Genomic DNA, 15,484 nt, shown 5'->3' on the forward strand with positions numbered 1-15,484 from the left:
GAGCCCCGGGCGGGCCCTGCTGGGGGACGAGCTGCGTCGGCAGGTACCCGCCCGCCGGAGCGCCGGGCGCACCCGGTCCCGAGGGCGGGGGCACGGGCGCACCCGGCCCGGCGCCCGGGGTGCCGGGGGCACCGGGCGGCGGCGGGGTCGTCGAACCGCCCCCACGTGCACCGCGCGGGGGCACGACGGCCTTGCTGGTGGCCGCATCCGCGATGTCACCGGCACCGGGGCCGGGAGCACTCGGGGCAGGTGTTCCGGGTGCGGGCGTGCCGACTCCCCGCTCGTCCAGGCCGGGGCCGATCGCCGTCGGGGGCAGCCGGCTGCCACCGGACATCAGGGCGGTCGGCGCATCGGCCGCTACGACCGGCGGCGGGGTGCCGTCGTCGTCGGAGCCCGAGAGCGGCGGTGCGAACACCGTGGCCGGCAGGGGCACCGCACCGTCGTCGGAGCCCGCGTTGGTGTCGGTCCCGGCCCAGGGCGTCGACCCGACGGGCACGTTCGGCAGGGATGCCGGAACGCCGTCGTTGGCGGTGGGCTCGTACGCGACAGGCCCGCCCGGCGAACCCTGCGCAGGCGCGGAAACAGCAGGAGCGACGGGAGGCGCAGTGGCCGAAGGGGCCGCAGAGGCCGCGTCCCCGTCCCGGTCCGCCCGACGGTCCGGTATGCCCAGCTTGTCGGCCGCTTCCTGGAGCCACTCCGGGGGGCTCAACAGGAAGGACGTCTGATTCAGATCGATGCGCTGCGGCTGCTCCGGAGCAGCCGGTGCCGCATCAAGTGCGCCGTACTCCTCCTCGTACCGCCGGATCACCTCGCCCACCGGCAGCCCCGGCCACAGGGTGGCCTCACCGCTGTCCCTGGCGATCACCAGCCGCTGCCGGCCGCCGTCCGAGACAGGACCCTCGGCACGGTCCTCGCCCCACACCACGAAGCCCAGTTCGAACTCCCGCACCCGCACCTCGCGGTGCTGGTACGTGGGCACATCGCCGTTGATCCACTCGTCCGCACGCTCCTGCGCCTGCGCAAAGGTCACCATCGCGCTCACCCCTCCACCGGGACGGCCCGCGCGAAGCCGCCGTCCACCATCAGGTTCGCCACGGTCTCCAGCTCCGGCGGATTGCCCGCCAGACGCTGCAGGAAGGCGTCGAAGTCACCGCCGCACGGCAGCAGCAGCCGGTCCACCCGCTCCTGCACGCTCCAGCCGTCCTGGTCCCGGGCATCGTCGTACGCGCAGAACCAGACCGAGCCGACACCATCGCCCTTCACCTTCACCGCGAGGATGCCGCCCTGGACGAAGCCGACGCCCAGATAGTCCTTGGTGAGGTGATCCCGCAGGCACTTGTTGACGTACACCAGGTCGTTCACGGCGGCCTCCTCGCGCACCGTGAAGAACGGCTGGTCGACCAGGAGACCGAGCTCCGCGTCGAGCGCCGCACCGACCGGGGCCGAGCCGCCCGCCGCCTTGAGGAAGGAACGGTAGGCACCGGGCAGCCGGTAGCCGAGGTCCTCCTCGACCCCCAGGATCTGCTGCTCGCTCACCGCGACGGCGCCCTTGGGCAGCCGGAAATGCGCGGGCCGGGTCTCCTGCAACGGGCGGGTGCCGCGCTTGTTCTGGTCGACCGCGGTGGCGGCGAGGCCACCGTGATGCCTGAGCAGCGCCTTGACCTCGACCGGAATCAGCTCCATGCGCCGGCCGCCGGGTACGTGGTGCCAGGTCCAGCCGTGCGGGGTGGCCACGGCGGGAATCGTGTCCCACAGCTCATGACCGCTCGCCGCCAGCGCCGCATTGGCCGAGACGTAGTCGGTGAGCCTCAGTTCGTCGACGCCGAAGCCCTGCGGGGGCTCGGCGATCTCGGCGGCGGCGCGCGCGTACGGCGCAAAGTCCGGGCTGCCCCTCTCGTCCATACGCACACCTCTGGGGTGGCGGGACGCCCGGACCGGGTCCGGGAAATGCACGAGCTGCCCGGCGTAGGCCGCGTTCGGTGGCGCGGATTGCTGCCCGAGCCGACCTGTCGTCATGGCGGTTGCCCCCTGCTGCGTCTGACTGGTGAGGACCGACCTGCCCAAGGGGGCGGTCCGGGCACAGCCTATGCGGTGGCGCAAGAGCGGGTCTCGCCCCTACACCACCCCCTCCTCTTCCGTCACGAACCGTCACAGCGACGTGACGGACAAGCGATGCTCCTGCCACTGCCGAGCGACACAAAGGCGCATTTCCCCGCCCCAGCTTCCCCACCAGCCGGGACATTTGGCAGGCTGTCACCGCAACTCGGGGGCGTGCACATCGCGCAGCTACCGCTGCGGGCACGGGAGGGAAAAGCACCATGCACAGCGCACAAACAGTCACATCCGGGGATCCGCGCCTCAGCTGGAGCAACACCGGAACCGGCCTCACACCCCGGCTGCACCACCGCCGCGACGGCATCCTGCCCGCGGTGGCCGCAGCGCTGTCCGTACGCGGTGAGACGCTCACCTGCACAGCGGGCAAGGGCGACCAGCCGCCCGTACTGCACCCACTGGTCCAGGACTTCCTCGACACCCTCACCAGCGGCCAGCGTGAACGCTTCACCGGCCGCTGCCCCGAGGCGATACTGCTCTCCCGGCAGCTCACCGCGGCCGAAGCCGGCCGTTCCAAGCGGGCCCAGCGCAAGCCGCTGACCAACGGCGAGGCCCGCCGCGCCCTGAAGCACTCGCGGCTCACCGCACGGCGCATCCGTGAGGACGGCGACCCGATGCACGGCAGTTACGCACCGCCGTGCCGCTCCTGCGAGGCGATGCTCGCCCACTTCGGCGTACGTCCCGTCGACCTCACGACCACCGGGGCGGCGACCACCGCCGAGAAGGGCTGACCGCGCGCCGATGCACGACCGAACCGACCTACCCGAACAGACGGGCCCCGCGGTCCGCGACCGCCACTCCTCGACCCGCTTCCCCGTCGCCGTCGACGCCGCCCTGCGCGCCGCGGGCTGGCAGCCCGGCCGCTGGGACATCCGGCAGGCCGAGGAGTGGGCCGACGCACTGCGCTCGCACGCGTCGCCCGCCGGCCATCAGCACGCTGTCTTCCCGGCGGCCGTGGAGGCATGGGCGGAGTTCGGCGGCCTGCACATCACGGCGTCGGCGCCGGGCCGGCAGATCGCACCGGCCCCGGTGCGCATCGATCCGCTGAGCGGACTGCATCTCGCCCGCACTCTCGGCGACCTCGGCCGGGCGCTGGAGACCGAAGTCAGCCCGCTGGGCGAGGAGGGGGACGGGCAGGCTGTCCTCGCGATCGACACGCAGGGACGGGTGTACAGCATCGATCACACCGGGGACTGGTACCTCGGCCCGGACATCGACCAAGCGCTGGCAACACTGGTCGGCGGCATCCAGCCGGAGCGCCTCGTCTCGGGCTGAGCAACCTGATTCTCCGGCCCACCCGGCGATTGAGGGCAAGACGGCACCCCGCCATGACCGGTCACGATCCCGCCCCGTCAACCCACCGGCCCGGTTCCGTCCTCAAACTCGATCGCCGGGCGGGCCGGAATTGCCCGCCCGGCGATCGAGGACGAAGCGAGGCCGCAGGGCGGGTCAGGCCGCCCCCCGGTCCGGCAGTACCGCCGACACCCGGAAGCCGCCCGCATCCGTCGGGCCCGAGACGAAGACGCCACCGAGGCCCAGCACCCGCTCCCGCATACCGACCAGCCCGTTGCCCCCGCTCGGCAGCCCCGCGTCCGCCGTGGCGGCGTCCGACGGGCCGTTCTCCACCTGCATCGCGACTTCCGCGCCCCGGTGCGCAAGCCGCACCCACGTCTTCGCGCCCGCCGCGTGCTTGTGCACGTTCGTCAGGGCCTCCTGCACCACCCGGTACGCGGTCTGCTCGACCTCGGGCGCGTACGGGCGGGCCTCGCCGTCCACCGAGAGTTCCACGGTCATGCCGGCCGCCCTGGATTCCCCGACCAGGGTCTCCACCTCGCGCAGCCGGGGCCCGTCCTCCGTGGCGGCCGCCGCCACGGCTGCCGCCGCCCGGCCGACCGAGGCCAGCGGCAGCTTCGCGGACGGGGCCACCGCGGGCTCCCCGCTACGCAGCACCCCGAGCATCTCGCGGAGCTCCGTCAGCGCCTGACGGCCCATGTCGCCGACCAGGGCGGCGTTCCGCACCGCTTTCGCCGGATCCTTCGGCGCGACGGCCTGGAGCGCGGCGGCGTGCACGACCATCAGGCTGACCCGGTGGGCGACCACGTCGTGCATCTCGCGGGCGATCCGGTGGCGCTCCTCCGTACGCGCCCACTCGGCCCGCTCCTCGGCCCGGTCGGCGAGCAGCGACAGCTCCCGCTCCAGCGAGTCCGCCCGCTCCCGAAGGCTCTCCATCAGCCGCCGCCTGGCCCCTATGTAGAGGCCGAACAGCACGGGCGGTGCGGTGAGCCCGAGCGACATGAAGAGGGATAGCAGCGGTACGTACCAGTCGTCGCGCCCGAAGTCGGTCTGCTCGGAGACGCTCTGCCGCAGCCGTACGTACGTGACGATGAACGTCCCCATGAAGGACATCCCCATCAGCACCGCGGTGATTCTTCGCGGTACGTCGGAGGCGGCCAGCGTGTAGAGGCCGACCAGGCCCATCAGGAAGCCCATCTCGGCGGGCGTCGTCGCGATCGACACCAGCACCACGGCGATCGGCCAGCGCCGCCGCACCACCAGCACGGCCCCTGCGAGCAGCCCGAACACGACGCCGACCGGCACCGGCAGCCCCGTGCCCCCGGCGAACTCCACCCCTTCCAGAGCGCATTCCAGCGCCGACAGGAGCGCGAGCCCCACGTCCAGAGCGACACTGCGCCGCCGTTCCCACCACCAATAGCCGCGGGTGGTCGTACCCGCGGCTTCCCGGTATGCCCCCGTTGCGGTCATGCCGTCCAGCCTACGGGCGGGCGCACCTCATTTTCGGGCGACCTGGACAGCACGTGGTGCGTTCGAACGCGGGACAAAACGATCGACGATCGCCCGAAATGGCGAATCCAGCGCACTTTGAACCCGGACGTTCGCATTCCAGACGACGCTCACCGTATGACGGAAACCACAGGCAGGTACGCCGATTTCGAGGGTCTCCGCGAGCAGGCCATCGCCCTGCGCCGCGAGGGCCTCAGTCGCCGCCAGATCCGCAACCGGCTCCACGTCCACAACAACGAGATTCTGAGCCGTCTCGTGAAAGGCGAGCCCGCCCCGGAGTGGACGAAGCGCCCGCGAGCCAAGGACGACCTACGGGAGAAGGCACGGGAGCTGAGGCGCCAGGGCATGACATATGACCAGATACAGGTGGAGCTGGGCTGCTCGAAGAGTTCGATCTCGCTGTGGGTGCGGGATCTGCCCAAGCCGGAGCCCCGCTTCACAGCGGCGGAACATCTGGCACGCATGAACGCCGGCTGGCAGATCTACGCGCCGCACAGGAAAGGGAACGACAGGAGACCAAACGTCTCGCGCGTGACTCCATCGGGCAGCTCTCGGACCGAGAGCTCTTCATCGCCGGCGTCACCCTCTACTGGGCCGAAGGATCCAAGGACAAGCCCTATAGCCGTCGGGAGAACCTCCAGTTCATCAACAGCGACCCCAACGTGATCAGGCTGTATCTACGCTGGCTCGAACTCCTCGGAGTCTCACGCGAGCGCCTGCGCTTCCGAGTCAGCATCCATGAGTCCGCAGACGTTGCCGAGGCCGAGCGCTTCTGGAGCGAACTGGTGGGCGTCGGCACGTCCGCGCCCCAAAGGGCAACCCTCAAGAAGCACAGTCCGAGAACGACACGCAAGAACACCGCCGAGGCATACCGAGGGTGCTTGATCATCTATGTGACCCAAAGCGCGGAGCTTTACCGTCGCATCGAAGGGGCTTGGTACGGCATAGTGTTGGGTGCTGATCCGGCAGCCAGATGAAAATGTCCGGTTAGTTGGCTTTATTCCCCCGTGGTGTAATTGGCAGCACAGTAGCTTTTGGTGCTATTTGTCCGGGTTCGAGTCCTGGCGGGGGAGCCCATGCGTGCGGGCCCCGACCTCACCGGTCGGGGCCCGCACGCATGTCCACCCCATACCCCCCCGGTATCCTTCGGATGTCCACCACCCGAAGCCGAAGGGCATTTCCGTGAGCTCCGACCGCCCGGCAGCCGTCGTCGTCCTCGCAGCGGGTGAGGGCACCCGCATGAAGTCGAAGACCCCCAAGGTTCTGCACGAGATCTCCGGGCGCTCGCTCGTCGGACATGTCGTCGCCTCCTCCCGCGAACTGGACCCGGAACACCTCGTCGTGGTCGTCGGCCACGAGAGCGAGCGGGTCAGCGCGCATCTCACCGCCGTCGACGACCGGCTGCGGACCGCCTACCAGGCCCAGCAGAAGGGCACCGGAAACGCGGTGCGCGTCGGTCTCGACGAGCTCGGCGGGACCGTCGAGGGCACCGTGATCGTCGTATGCGGCGACACCCCGCTGCTCTCCGGCGAGACGCTCACCGCGCTCGCCGCCACCCACACGGCCGACTCCAACGCCGTCACCGTGCTGACCGCCGAGGTCCCGGACTCCACCGGGTACGGCCGGATCGTCCGCGACCCGGCCAGCGGTGCGGTCACCGAGATCGTCGAGCACAAGGACGCCACCGATGCCCAGCGTGCGATCCGGGAGATCAACTCCGGGGTCTTCGCCTTCGACGGCCGGCTGCTCACGGACGCCCTCGGCAAGGTCCGCACCGACAACAGCCAGGGCGAGGAGTACCTCACCGATGTGCTCTCCATCCTGCGCGAGGCCGGACACCGGGTCGGCGCCTGTGTCGCCGACGACCACCGCGAGATCCTCGGCATCAACAACCGGGTCCAGCTGGCCGAGGCCCGGCGGCTGCTGAACCAGCGGCTGCTGGAGCGGGCCATGCTCGCCGGTGTGACCGTCGTGGACCCGGCGTCCACACTGATCGACGCCACCGTCACCTACGAGCGGGACGCGATCGTGCACCCGGGCACCCAGCTGCTCGGCAGCACGCATCTCGCCGAGGACGCCGAGGTAGGCCCCAACACCCGGCTCACGGACACCGTTGTGCACGCGGGCGCGCGCGTGGACAACACGGTCGCGGACCGGGCCGAGGTCGGCGAGGGCGCGACGGTAGGCCCGTACGCCTATCTGCGGCCCGGCACCCAGCTCGGCCCGAAGGCCAAGGCCGGCACCTACGTGGAGATGAAGAACGCCACGATCGGCGAGGGCACCAAGGTCCCGCACCTGAGCTATGTCGGCGACGCGACGATCGGCGATCACACCAACATCGGTGCCGCCAGCGTCTTCGTGAACTACGACGGCGTGGCCAAGCACCACACGACGATCGGCTCACACTGCCGTACCGGGTCGGACAATATGTTTGTGGCGCCCGTCACGGTCGGGGACGGTGTCTACACCGCGGCCGGCTCGGTCATCACCAAGGACGTACCGTCCGGTTCGCTGGCTGTCGCCCGCGGCCAGCAAAGGAATATCGAGGGCTGGGTGGCCCGCAAGCGTCCGGGAAGTGCCGCCGCGCAGGCAGCTCAGGCCGCCGCCCCGGAGCACGATGGCGAAAGCTGACCGGAAACAGGTGCGCCGTGCACGGCGTACCGTGATAGATGCTCACCCCATTTCGGCTGGCTCGTTGCACATCGGGACACATGCGTGCAGCGCCAGGAACACGTCTGAGGAGACTGTGCTGTGACCGGGATCAAGACGACCGGCGAGAAGAAGCTGATGCTCTTCTCCGGCCGCGCCCACCCCGAGCTGGCCGAGGAGGTTGCGCACCAACTGGGTGTCGGCCTCGTGCCGACGAAGGCCTTCGATTTCGCCAACGGTGAGATCTACGTCCGCTTCCAGGAGTCCGCCCGCGGCGCCGACTGCTTCCTGATCCAGAGCCACACCGCTCCGATCAACAAGTGGATCATGGAGCAGCTCATCATGCTGGACGCGCTGAAGCGCGCCTCGGCCCGCTCCATCACGGTGATCGTGCCGTTCTACGGTTATGCCCGCCAGGACAAGAAGCACCGCGGCCGTGAGCCGATCTCGGCCCGTCTGGTCGCCGATCTGATGAAGACGGCGGGTGCCGACCGCATCCTCACCGTCGACCTGCACACCGACCAGATCCAGGGCTTCTTCGACGGCCCGGTCGACCACCTCTTCGCGCTGCCGATCCTGGCCGACTACGTCGGTGCCAAGGTCGACCGTTCGAAGCTGACGATCGTCTCCCCGGACGCCGGCCGGGTGCGTGTCGCCGACCGCTGGTGCGACCGCCTGGATGCCCCGCTGGCGATCGTCCACAAGCGCCGTGACAAGGACGTCGCCAACCAGGTGACCGTCCACGAGGTCGTCGGCAACGTCAAGGGCCGGGTCTGCGTCCTGGTCGACGACATGATCGACACCGGCGGCACCATCTGCGCCGCCGCCGACGCCCTGTTCGCGCACGGCGCCGAGGACGTCATAGTGACGGCCACGCACGGTGTGCTCTCCGGTCCGGCCGCGGACCGTCTGAAGAACTCCAAGGTCAGCGAGTTCGTCTTCACGGACACCCTGCCGACCCCGGGTGAGCTGGAGCTCGACAAGATCACGGTGCTCTCGATCGCCCCGACGATCGCCCGCGCGGTGCGTGAGGTCTTCGAGGACGGTTCGGTGACGAGCCTCTTCGAGGAGCAGTAAGCAGCACTGCGGAAAAGATCCACTTTGGGTGCGGCCTCCCCGCCGGGTAGACTCAGCGAGTTGCTCGGCGAGGGAGGCCGTACTCATGTGTACGGCGGTCCGTTATCGACGCGCTCTTCGTAGCAGGCCTGTCGTGGGCCGGGTGACCGTCCAAGTTTCGTCACCATACGAGGAGTGCAGTCATGGCTGAGGTCAAGCTCGCCGCCCAGGTCCGTACCGAGTTCGGCAAGGGCGCTGCCCGTCGCACCCGCCGTGCCAACCTGGTTCCCGCGGTCGTCTACGGCCACGGTGCCGAGCCGGTTCACATCAACCTGCCGGGCCACGACCTGATGATGGCGCTCAAGACCGCCAACGTCCTGATCGGTCTGGAGATCGACGGCAAGGACGCCCTGGTCATCCCCAAGGCCGTGCAGCGCAACCCGCTCAAGGGCAACATCGAGCACGTCGACCTGCTGACCGTCAAGCGCGGCGAGAAGGTCAACGTCGAGATCGCCGTGCACGTCGAGGGCGAGCTGGCCCCGGGCGGCAACCTCCTGGAGTACGTGCAGAACACCCTGCTCGTCGAGGCCGAGGCCACTCACATCCCCGAGTCCGTCACGGTCTCCGTCGCGGGCCTGGACGCCGGCGACTCGATCCTCGCCAAGGACATCCCGCTGCCCAAGGGCTCCGTGCTGGCCGGTGACGAGGACGCCGTCGTGCTCCAGGTCGTCGCCGCGCAGGCCGAGGAGCCGGCCGCCGAGGCCGCCGAGGCCGAGGGCGCCGAGGGCTGAGCCTCGCCTTTCCTGCTTCACTGACGGGGCGGCGGTTCCTTCTTCGAGGGCCCGCCGCCCCGTTTCCCTGTAACCGGGCCATCCGGAACCATCCGTACGCGAGGAGACCGAGCGCAGATGTCCGACGCCACCGAACCCTGGCTCATCGTGGGCCTCGGCAACCCCGGTCCCGAGTACGCGGCGAACCGGCACAACGTCGGTTTCATGGTCGCCGACCTCCTTGCCGAGCGGATCGGCGGGAAGTTCAAGCGTGCGCAGAAGGCCCAGGCTCAGGTCGTCGAGGGCCGTATGGGCCCGCCGGGGCCTGAGAACCGCCGGGTGATCCTGGCCAAGCCGATGTCGTACATGAACCTCTCCGGCGGCCCCGTCACCGCGCTGCGCGACTTCTACAAGGTGCCGACCGACCACATCGTGGCGATCCACGACGAGCTGGACATCGACTACGGGACGCTCCGGCTGAAGCTGGGCGGCGGCGACAACGGGCACAATGGGCTCAAGTCGATGACCAAGTCGATGGGCGCCGACTACCACCGGATCCGGTTCGGGATCGGCCGGCCGCCGGGGCGGATGCAGGTCGCGGACTTTGTGCTGAAGGACTTCTCGTCCACCGAGCGCAAGGAGCTCGCCTACCTCGTGGACCGGGCCGCCGACTCGGTGGAGTGCCTGCTCGCGGAGGGTCTGGAGCGCGCGCAGAGCGCGTACAACTCCTGATGTCCGCAACGCGTGCGGCTCCTGCATCGACAGCGTGTACAACTCTGACATTCCCGCCGGTACCCCGGCGATTTTCGGCCACAAGTTGACCGAGGGCGCTGATCTGCCCAAAGATCGCTCCCCATGAAGCGGAGCTCCTCCCACCGCGCCCTGGTCTACGCCCGCAGCGCCGCCATGGGCTGTGTCGTCCTGCTGCTGCTCGTCGCGGGCGTGGTGTCCTCCTGGAGTTCGGCGCACCACATCGTTCTGGCCAAGGGCCGTGAGCACGGCACGATGACCGTCACGGGCTGCGGTGCCGATGTCTGCACCGGACCGTTCACACCGTCCGGTCAGGCCGCCGCGCGCCCCCGGGTGACGATCGAGAAGTCCGTCGCGGCGCGGAGGGGTGATCGCTTCCCCGTCGTCGTGAAGCCCGGCACGGACGATGTCGTACGCACCGGAACACCCGGCTTCCTGCATGCCTGGGTGCCGCTGGGTGGTGCGCTGTTGCTGGCCGCCCTGGTCATCGGCGGCGGTCTGCGGCTGCCCCGGATCGCCTGGGGCACCGGGGTCGCGGGCGCGACCCTGCTGGTGGCGACGTTCATCGCCCTGTGAGCAGGGCCGCACCCGCGTCCGGGGGGCTCAGCCGGTGTTGCGCAGACCCGCGGCGACACCGTTCACGGTGAGCAGCAGGGCCCTGGCGAGCAGCGGGTCCGCTTCTTCGCCGCGTGCCGCCGCCTCGCGCTGGCGGGCCAGCAGCGAGACCTGGAGATAGGAGATCGGGTCCAGGTAGGCGTCCCGGATGGCGAAGGTCTGCTGGAGCACCGGGCTGGTGCCGAGCAGTTCGGAGCCGCCGGTGACCCTCAGGACCTCCTGGACCGTGAGCGCGTGCTCGGCCTCGATGTCGGCGAAGACATGCTTCAGCTCGTCCGGGACGAGTGTGTCGACATAGTGGCGGGCGATCCGCAGGTCGGTCTTGGCCAGCGTCATCTCCACGTTCGAGATGAAGTTCCGGAAGAAGTGCCACTGCTCGTGCATCTCGTCCAGAACGGTGTCCAGACCGGCCTCGCGCAGCGCCTTGAGTCCGGAGCCGACGCCGTACCAGCCGGGCACGATCTGCCGTGACTGGGTCCAGCCGAAGACCCACGGGATGGCCCGCAGCCCGTCCAGACCGGCGCCGGAGTCCGGACGCCGCGACGGGCGCGACCCGAGGTGCAGCTCGGCGAGCTGGTCGACGGGGGTGGAGGCGAAGAAGTACGCGGGCAGGTCCGGGTCCTCGACCAGCTTGCGGTAAGCGGCGTGCGCGGCGTCGGAGACGGTGTCCATCGCCGCGTCCCAGCGGGCCAGGGCCTCGTCGGACTGGCGGGGCGCGGTGTGCAGCGCGGAGGCCTGGAGGGTGGCCGCGACGGTCAGCTCCAGGTTCTCCCTGGCGAGCGCCGGGATGAGGTACTTGTCGGAGATGACCTCGCCCTGCTCGGTCACCTTGATCTCGCCTTCGAGGGTGCCCCACGGCTGCGCGAGGATCGCGTCGTGCGAGGGGCCGCCGCCACGGCCGACGGTGCCGCCGCGGCCGTGGAAGAGCCGCAGCCGTACGCCGTAGCGGTGCGCGACGTCACGCAGTCGGCGCTGCGCCCGGTGGATCTCCCACTGCGAGGTGGTGATGCCGCCGAACTTGGAGGAGTCGGAGTACCCGAGCATGACCTCCTGCACATCGCCGCGCAGCGAGACGAGGCGGCGGTACGACGGGTCGGCGAGCATCTCGTCGAGGATGACGTCTGCGGCGCGCAGCTCGTCGGTGGTCTCCAGGAGCGGCACGATGCCGATCTTGGCCCAGCCGCCGTGCAGGTCGAGCAGTCCGGCCTCGCGGGCCAGGACAGCGGCGGCGAAGACGTCGTCGGCGCCCTGGCACATCGAAATGATGTACGACTCGATGACCTCGGGGCCGAACCGCTCGAAGGCTTCCTTGATGGTGTGGAAGACGCCGAGGGTCTTCTCGCCCGCGGCGTCCAGCGGGGCCGGGGTCGGGGCGAGCGGGCGGCGCGAGCGCAGCTCCTTGGCGAGCAGCTTCTGACGGTAGTCGCGCGGCATGTCGGCGTAGCGCCAGGACTCCTCGCCGAGCCGGTCGAAGAGCTGGCCGAGGGCGTGGTGGTGGGCGTCCGCGTGCTCGCGTACGTCCATGGTGGCGAGCTGGAGACCGAACGCGGCGAGTGTGCGGATCGTGCGGTCCATCCGCCCGTCGGCGAACAGGCCGCCGCGGTGCTCGCGCAGCGAGGTCTGGATGAGTTCCAGGTCGGCGATGAGCTCGGCGGTGCCGAGGTAGTCGCAGCCGGGGCGGTGCGGGGTGCCGCCGGCGAGGCGCTCGCGGGTGTTGACGAGCTTCTGCCGGATGCAGGTGGCCTTGAGGCGGTACGGCTCCTCGGCGTTCAGCCGCTTGTAGCGCGGGCTGATCTCGGGGAGGCGCTCCAGGTCGGCCTGGAGCGAGGTCAGCAGCTCGTCGGTGGCGCCGGTGTAGCGGATGGAGTTGGAGAGCTGCCCGCGCAGGTGGTCGACGAGCTCCAGCGCGTCGGTGATGCCGTGCTCGTGCTGGAGGATCAGCACCTCCCGGGTGACGGCGGGTGTCACGTTGGGGTTGCCGTCGCGGTCGCCGCCGATCCACGTACCGAAGGTGAGGGGGCGGGTGCCCGCGGGCAGTTCGACGCCGACCCGCTCCAGCTCGGCCGCCAGGTCTTCGAGTACGTCTCCGACGGCGCCCGTGTGCAGCTCGTCGAGGTAGTAGATGGCGTTGCGGGCCTCGTCGGCCGGTTCGGGCCGGACCACGCGCAGCTCGTCGGTCTGCCAGATGAGGTCGATGTTCTCGGCGAGCCTCAGGTCCTGGCGGCGCCGGTCGGCGTCGATGACGGGCGTCTCCAGCAGCTCGGCGATGCGGCGGAGCTTGTTCAGTACGGAGCGCCGCGCGGCCTCGGTCGGGTGTGCGGTGAAGACGGGCCGTACGTTGAGGTTCTTGACGGTCTCGCGCAGGTGGACCGGGTCCGCGTCCTTCAGCCGGTCGGCGGTACGGGCGAGGAGACCGCCCTCGGCGGCGCGCCGGTCACGCATCTCGTGGGCGCGGTGGACCTGTTCGGTGACGTTGGCGAGGTGGAAGTAGGTGGAGAAGGCGCGCACGAGCTGTGCGGCGGTCTCCAGGTCCGTGTCGCCGAGGAGTTCGGCAGCGGCCTCACCGTCGGTGCGGGTCAGGGCGCGGACCCGCTCGACGAGGTCGAGGAGTTCCTGGCCCTCCTGGCGTACGAGGGTCTCGCCCAGCAGATCACCGAGGCGGCGGATGTCGGCGCGCAGCTCGGGGCTGGCGGCGGGGGTCTGGTCGGCACTGCTCACAGTGTGCGGCTCCTTGCAGTGGTTGAGCACGGGGATCTCCGGGGCCTGGTGCTGACGACACCCCGGGAAGCAGAGTGCGGACCGCGCTGTCCGACCCCACCAGGATAGGTGTCCACGCCGTCGGCACCGCTCGCGCCCCGATCGGGTTTCCCCTTCACGGGAGGCCCGTCGCGCTCTCGTGCAGCGGGCCTCCGCGCTGCCATACTTACGTAGCCGTAGGTTACGGATGCGTAGCCAGAGCTATCCGTCGTATTCCTCATCCCCAGGGGACTCCCCATGAACACCAGCCCCGCTGTGATCGACGACACCCAGCCATCGGCGCCCGACGGTCAGGTCCTTCCCTCCGCCACGCTCGGCGGGGACAACAAACGGTCGATCGAACAGATCGCCCTTCTGCTGTTCATCGTGGTGCCGTTCGTGGCGCTGGTCGCCGCGGTGCCGCTGGCCTGGGGCCGAGGCGTGAGCGGGCTCGATCTGGGTCTGCTCGTGGCGATGTACTTCATCGGCTGCCACGGCATCACGATCGGCTTCCACCGTTACTTCACCCATGGCTCCTTCAAGGCGAGGCGCCCGCTCCGCATCGCTCTGGCCGTCGCGGGTTCGCTGGCCGTGGAGGGTCCGCTGGTGCGCTGGGTGGCCGACCACCGCAAGCACCACCGCTTCTCCGACGCCGAGGGCGACCCGCACTCGCCGTGGCGTTTCGGTGAGAGTCTCCCCGCTCTGATGAAGGGCCTGTGGTGGGCGCACATCGGCTGGATGTTCGACGAGGAGCAGACCCCGCAGCAGAAGTACGCCCCCGACCTGATCAAGGACCCGGCGATCCGCGGGATCTCCCGCCATTTCCTCACTTTCACGATCGTGTCGCTGGCGTTCCCGCCGCTGGTCGGCGGTCTGGTGACGATGTCGTGGTGGGGTGCGGCGACCGCCTTCTTCTGGGGTTCTCTCGTACGGGTGGCCCTGCTGCACCACGTCACCTGGTCGATCAACTCCATCTGCCACGCGGTCGGCAAGCGCCCCTTCAGGTCCCGTGACCGGTCCGGCAACGTGTGGTGGCTCGCGGTCCTGTCCTGCGGCGAGTCCTGGCACAACCTGCACCACGCGGACCCGACGAGCGCGCGCCACGGAGTGCTGAGGGGCCAGATCGATTCGAGTGCCCGGCTGATCCGCTGGTTCGAGAAACTGGGCTGGGCGTACGACGTGCGCTGGCCGGACTCCGCCCGGATCGACTCCCGCCGTATCGACTCCCGCCGCGACCCCGCACGCGCCGACGCGGCATGATTGACGACGTGGCGACCGACTCCAGCACCAGCAGCGAGAACAACCGTCCCCCCTCCGTCCGGCGCACCCGCCGGGTGAGGATGACCGGCAAGGAACGCCGCGAGCAGCTGTTGGACATCGGCCGGACCCTCTTCGCCGACAAGGGCTTCGAGGGCACCTCGGTCGAGGAGATCGCGGCTCGGGCCGGCGTCTCCAAGCCGGTCGTCTACGAGCACTTCGGCGGCAAGGAGGGTCTGTACGCCGTGGTGGTCGACCGCGAGATGCGCCAGCTCCTCGACATGGTCACCGGTGCCCTGACCGCGGGCCACCCCCGCGAACTCCTGGAGCAGGCGGCGTTCGCCCTGCTCGACTACATCGAGACGTACACGGACGGCTTCCGCATCCTGGTCCGCGACTCCCCCGTCGCCCAGTCGACGGGTACCTTCGCCTCCCTCATCAGCGACATCGCCACCCAGGTGGAAGACATCCTGGGCCTGGAGTTCAAGGCTCGCGGCTTCGACCCGAAGCTGGCCCCGCTGTACGCCCAGGCGCTGGTCGGCATGGTCGCCCTGACCGGCCAGTGGTGGGTCAACGCCCGCAAGCCGAAGAAGGCGGAGGTCGCGGCCCATCTGGTGAACCTGGCCTGGCACGGCCTGGAGAACCTGGAGTCGAAGCCGCGGCTGGTAGGGCACCGCAAGAGCTGAGGGGCCGGCGTGCCGGGGCCGGCCGGGGACTCCGCCGAGGAGCGCGGCAAG

Annotated in this window: 13 protein-coding genes, 1 tRNA gene and 2 pseudogenes; 11 read left to right on the forward strand and 5 right to left on the reverse strand. The window is 70.0% G+C overall.

What is annotated here, in order from left to right:
* Window positions 1–1,033 (reverse strand): annotated as a pseudogene (locus tag ACFVYE_RS10665) (hypothetical protein); the annotation flags it as partial.
* Window positions 1,034–1,038: 5 nt separating this feature from the next.
* Window positions 1,039–2,016: an SMI1/KNR4 family protein gene (locus ACFVYE_RS10670; protein WP_389605051.1), complete on the reverse strand. Its 978-nt coding sequence runs from the start codon at window positions 2,014–2,016 to the stop codon at window positions 1,039–1,041.
* A 302-nt stretch (window positions 2,017–2,318) separates the two neighbouring features.
* On the opposite strand from ACFVYE_RS10670, the gene ACFVYE_RS10675 reads away from it, so the two are divergent.
* Together ACFVYE_RS10675 and ACFVYE_RS10680 are read left to right on the forward strand one after the other, a co-directional pair.
* Window positions 2,319–2,843 carry a YwqJ-related putative deaminase gene (locus tag ACFVYE_RS10675; protein WP_383978998.1) on the forward strand — a complete coding sequence of 175 codons (525 nt, stop codon included), beginning with the start codon at window positions 2,319–2,321 and terminating at the stop codon, window positions 2,841–2,843.
* 10 nt (window positions 2,844–2,853) lie between these two features.
* On the forward strand, window positions 2,854–3,387 hold the full coding sequence (locus ACFVYE_RS10680; protein ID WP_383978995.1) for an SUKH-3 domain-containing protein: 534 nt from the start codon (window positions 2,854–2,856) through the stop codon (window positions 3,385–3,387).
* 174 nt (window positions 3,388–3,561) lie between these two features.
* Here the strand turns inward: ACFVYE_RS10680 and ACFVYE_RS10685 are convergent, their stop codons facing one another.
* Complete coding sequence (locus tag ACFVYE_RS10685; RefSeq protein ID WP_383973018.1) at window positions 3,562–4,875, reverse strand: sensor histidine kinase; 1,314 nt, start codon at window positions 4,873–4,875, stop codon at window positions 3,562–3,564.
* 27 nt (window positions 4,876–4,902) lie between these two features.
* Complete coding sequence (locus tag ACFVYE_RS10690) at window positions 4,903–5,145, reverse strand: hypothetical protein (protein ID WP_389605134.1); 243 nt, start codon at window positions 5,143–5,145, stop codon at window positions 4,903–4,905.
* On the opposite strand from ACFVYE_RS10690, the pseudogene ACFVYE_RS10695 reads away from it, so the two are divergent.
* From ACFVYE_RS10695 to ACFVYE_RS10725, 7 genes and pseudogenes are all read left to right on the forward strand, one after another.
* Window positions 5,032–5,891: pseudogene (locus tag ACFVYE_RS10695) on the forward strand (hypothetical protein). The gene ACFVYE_RS10690 and the pseudogene ACFVYE_RS10695 sit on opposite strands and share 114 nt — an antisense overlap.
* A gap of 24 nt (window positions 5,892–5,915) precedes the next feature.
* Window positions 5,916–5,987, forward strand: a tRNA-Gln gene (locus tag ACFVYE_RS10700).
* Window positions 5,988–6,096: 109 nt separating this feature from the next.
* Complete coding sequence (glmU, locus tag ACFVYE_RS10705) at window positions 6,097–7,545, forward strand: bifunctional UDP-N-acetylglucosamine diphosphorylase/glucosamine-1-phosphate N-acetyltransferase GlmU (RefSeq protein ID WP_389605054.1); 1,449 nt, start codon at window positions 6,097–6,099, stop codon at window positions 7,543–7,545.
* A 120-nt stretch (window positions 7,546–7,665) separates the two neighbouring features.
* Window positions 7,666–8,640, forward strand: coding sequence for a ribose-phosphate diphosphokinase (locus ACFVYE_RS10710; protein WP_030976866.1), 975 nt, complete (start codon window positions 7,666–7,668; stop codon window positions 8,638–8,640).
* A gap of 182 nt (window positions 8,641–8,822) precedes the next feature.
* Window positions 8,823–9,410: a 50S ribosomal protein L25/general stress protein Ctc gene (locus tag ACFVYE_RS10715; protein WP_383973014.1), complete on the forward strand. Its 588-nt coding sequence runs from the start codon at window positions 8,823–8,825 to the stop codon at window positions 9,408–9,410.
* Between the two features lie 117 nt (window positions 9,411–9,527).
* Entirely contained in the window at window positions 9,528–10,121 is a 594-nt protein-coding gene (gene pth / locus ACFVYE_RS10720; RefSeq protein WP_327367879.1) for an aminoacyl-tRNA hydrolase, read from the forward strand.
* Window positions 10,122–10,244: 123 nt separating this feature from the next.
* Window positions 10,245–10,715 (forward strand): hypothetical protein, encoded by a 471-nt coding sequence (locus ACFVYE_RS10725; RefSeq protein ID WP_383973012.1) that lies wholly within the window; start codon window positions 10,245–10,247, stop codon window positions 10,713–10,715.
* Window positions 10,716–10,742: 27 nt separating this feature from the next.
* On the opposite strand, the gene ppc is transcribed toward ACFVYE_RS10725, so the two are convergent.
* Window positions 10,743–13,472 carry a phosphoenolpyruvate carboxylase gene (gene ppc, locus ACFVYE_RS10730; RefSeq protein ID WP_383973010.1) on the reverse strand — a complete coding sequence of 910 codons (2,730 nt, stop codon included), beginning with the start codon at window positions 13,470–13,472 and terminating at the stop codon, window positions 10,743–10,745.
* A gap of 276 nt (window positions 13,473–13,748) precedes the next feature.
* Between ppc and ACFVYE_RS10735 the strand changes: the two genes are divergently transcribed.
* Together ACFVYE_RS10735 and ACFVYE_RS10740 are read left to right on the forward strand one after the other, a co-directional pair.
* Window positions 13,749–14,750 (forward strand): acyl-CoA desaturase, encoded by a 1,002-nt coding sequence (locus tag ACFVYE_RS10735; protein ID WP_383973008.1) that lies wholly within the window; start codon window positions 13,749–13,751, stop codon window positions 14,748–14,750.
* Window positions 14,747–15,433, forward strand: coding sequence for a TetR/AcrR family transcriptional regulator (locus tag ACFVYE_RS10740; protein ID WP_093896460.1), 687 nt, complete (start codon window positions 14,747–14,749; stop codon window positions 15,431–15,433). Before ACFVYE_RS10735 ends, ACFVYE_RS10740 begins: the two co-directional genes overlap by 4 nt.
* The last annotated feature ends 51 nt before the right edge of the window (window positions 15,434–15,484 follow it).

This window comes from Streptomyces sp. NPDC058239 (assembly GCF_042882185.1).
Classification (GTDB): domain Bacteria; phylum Actinomycetota; class Actinomycetes; order Streptomycetales; family Streptomycetaceae; genus Streptomyces.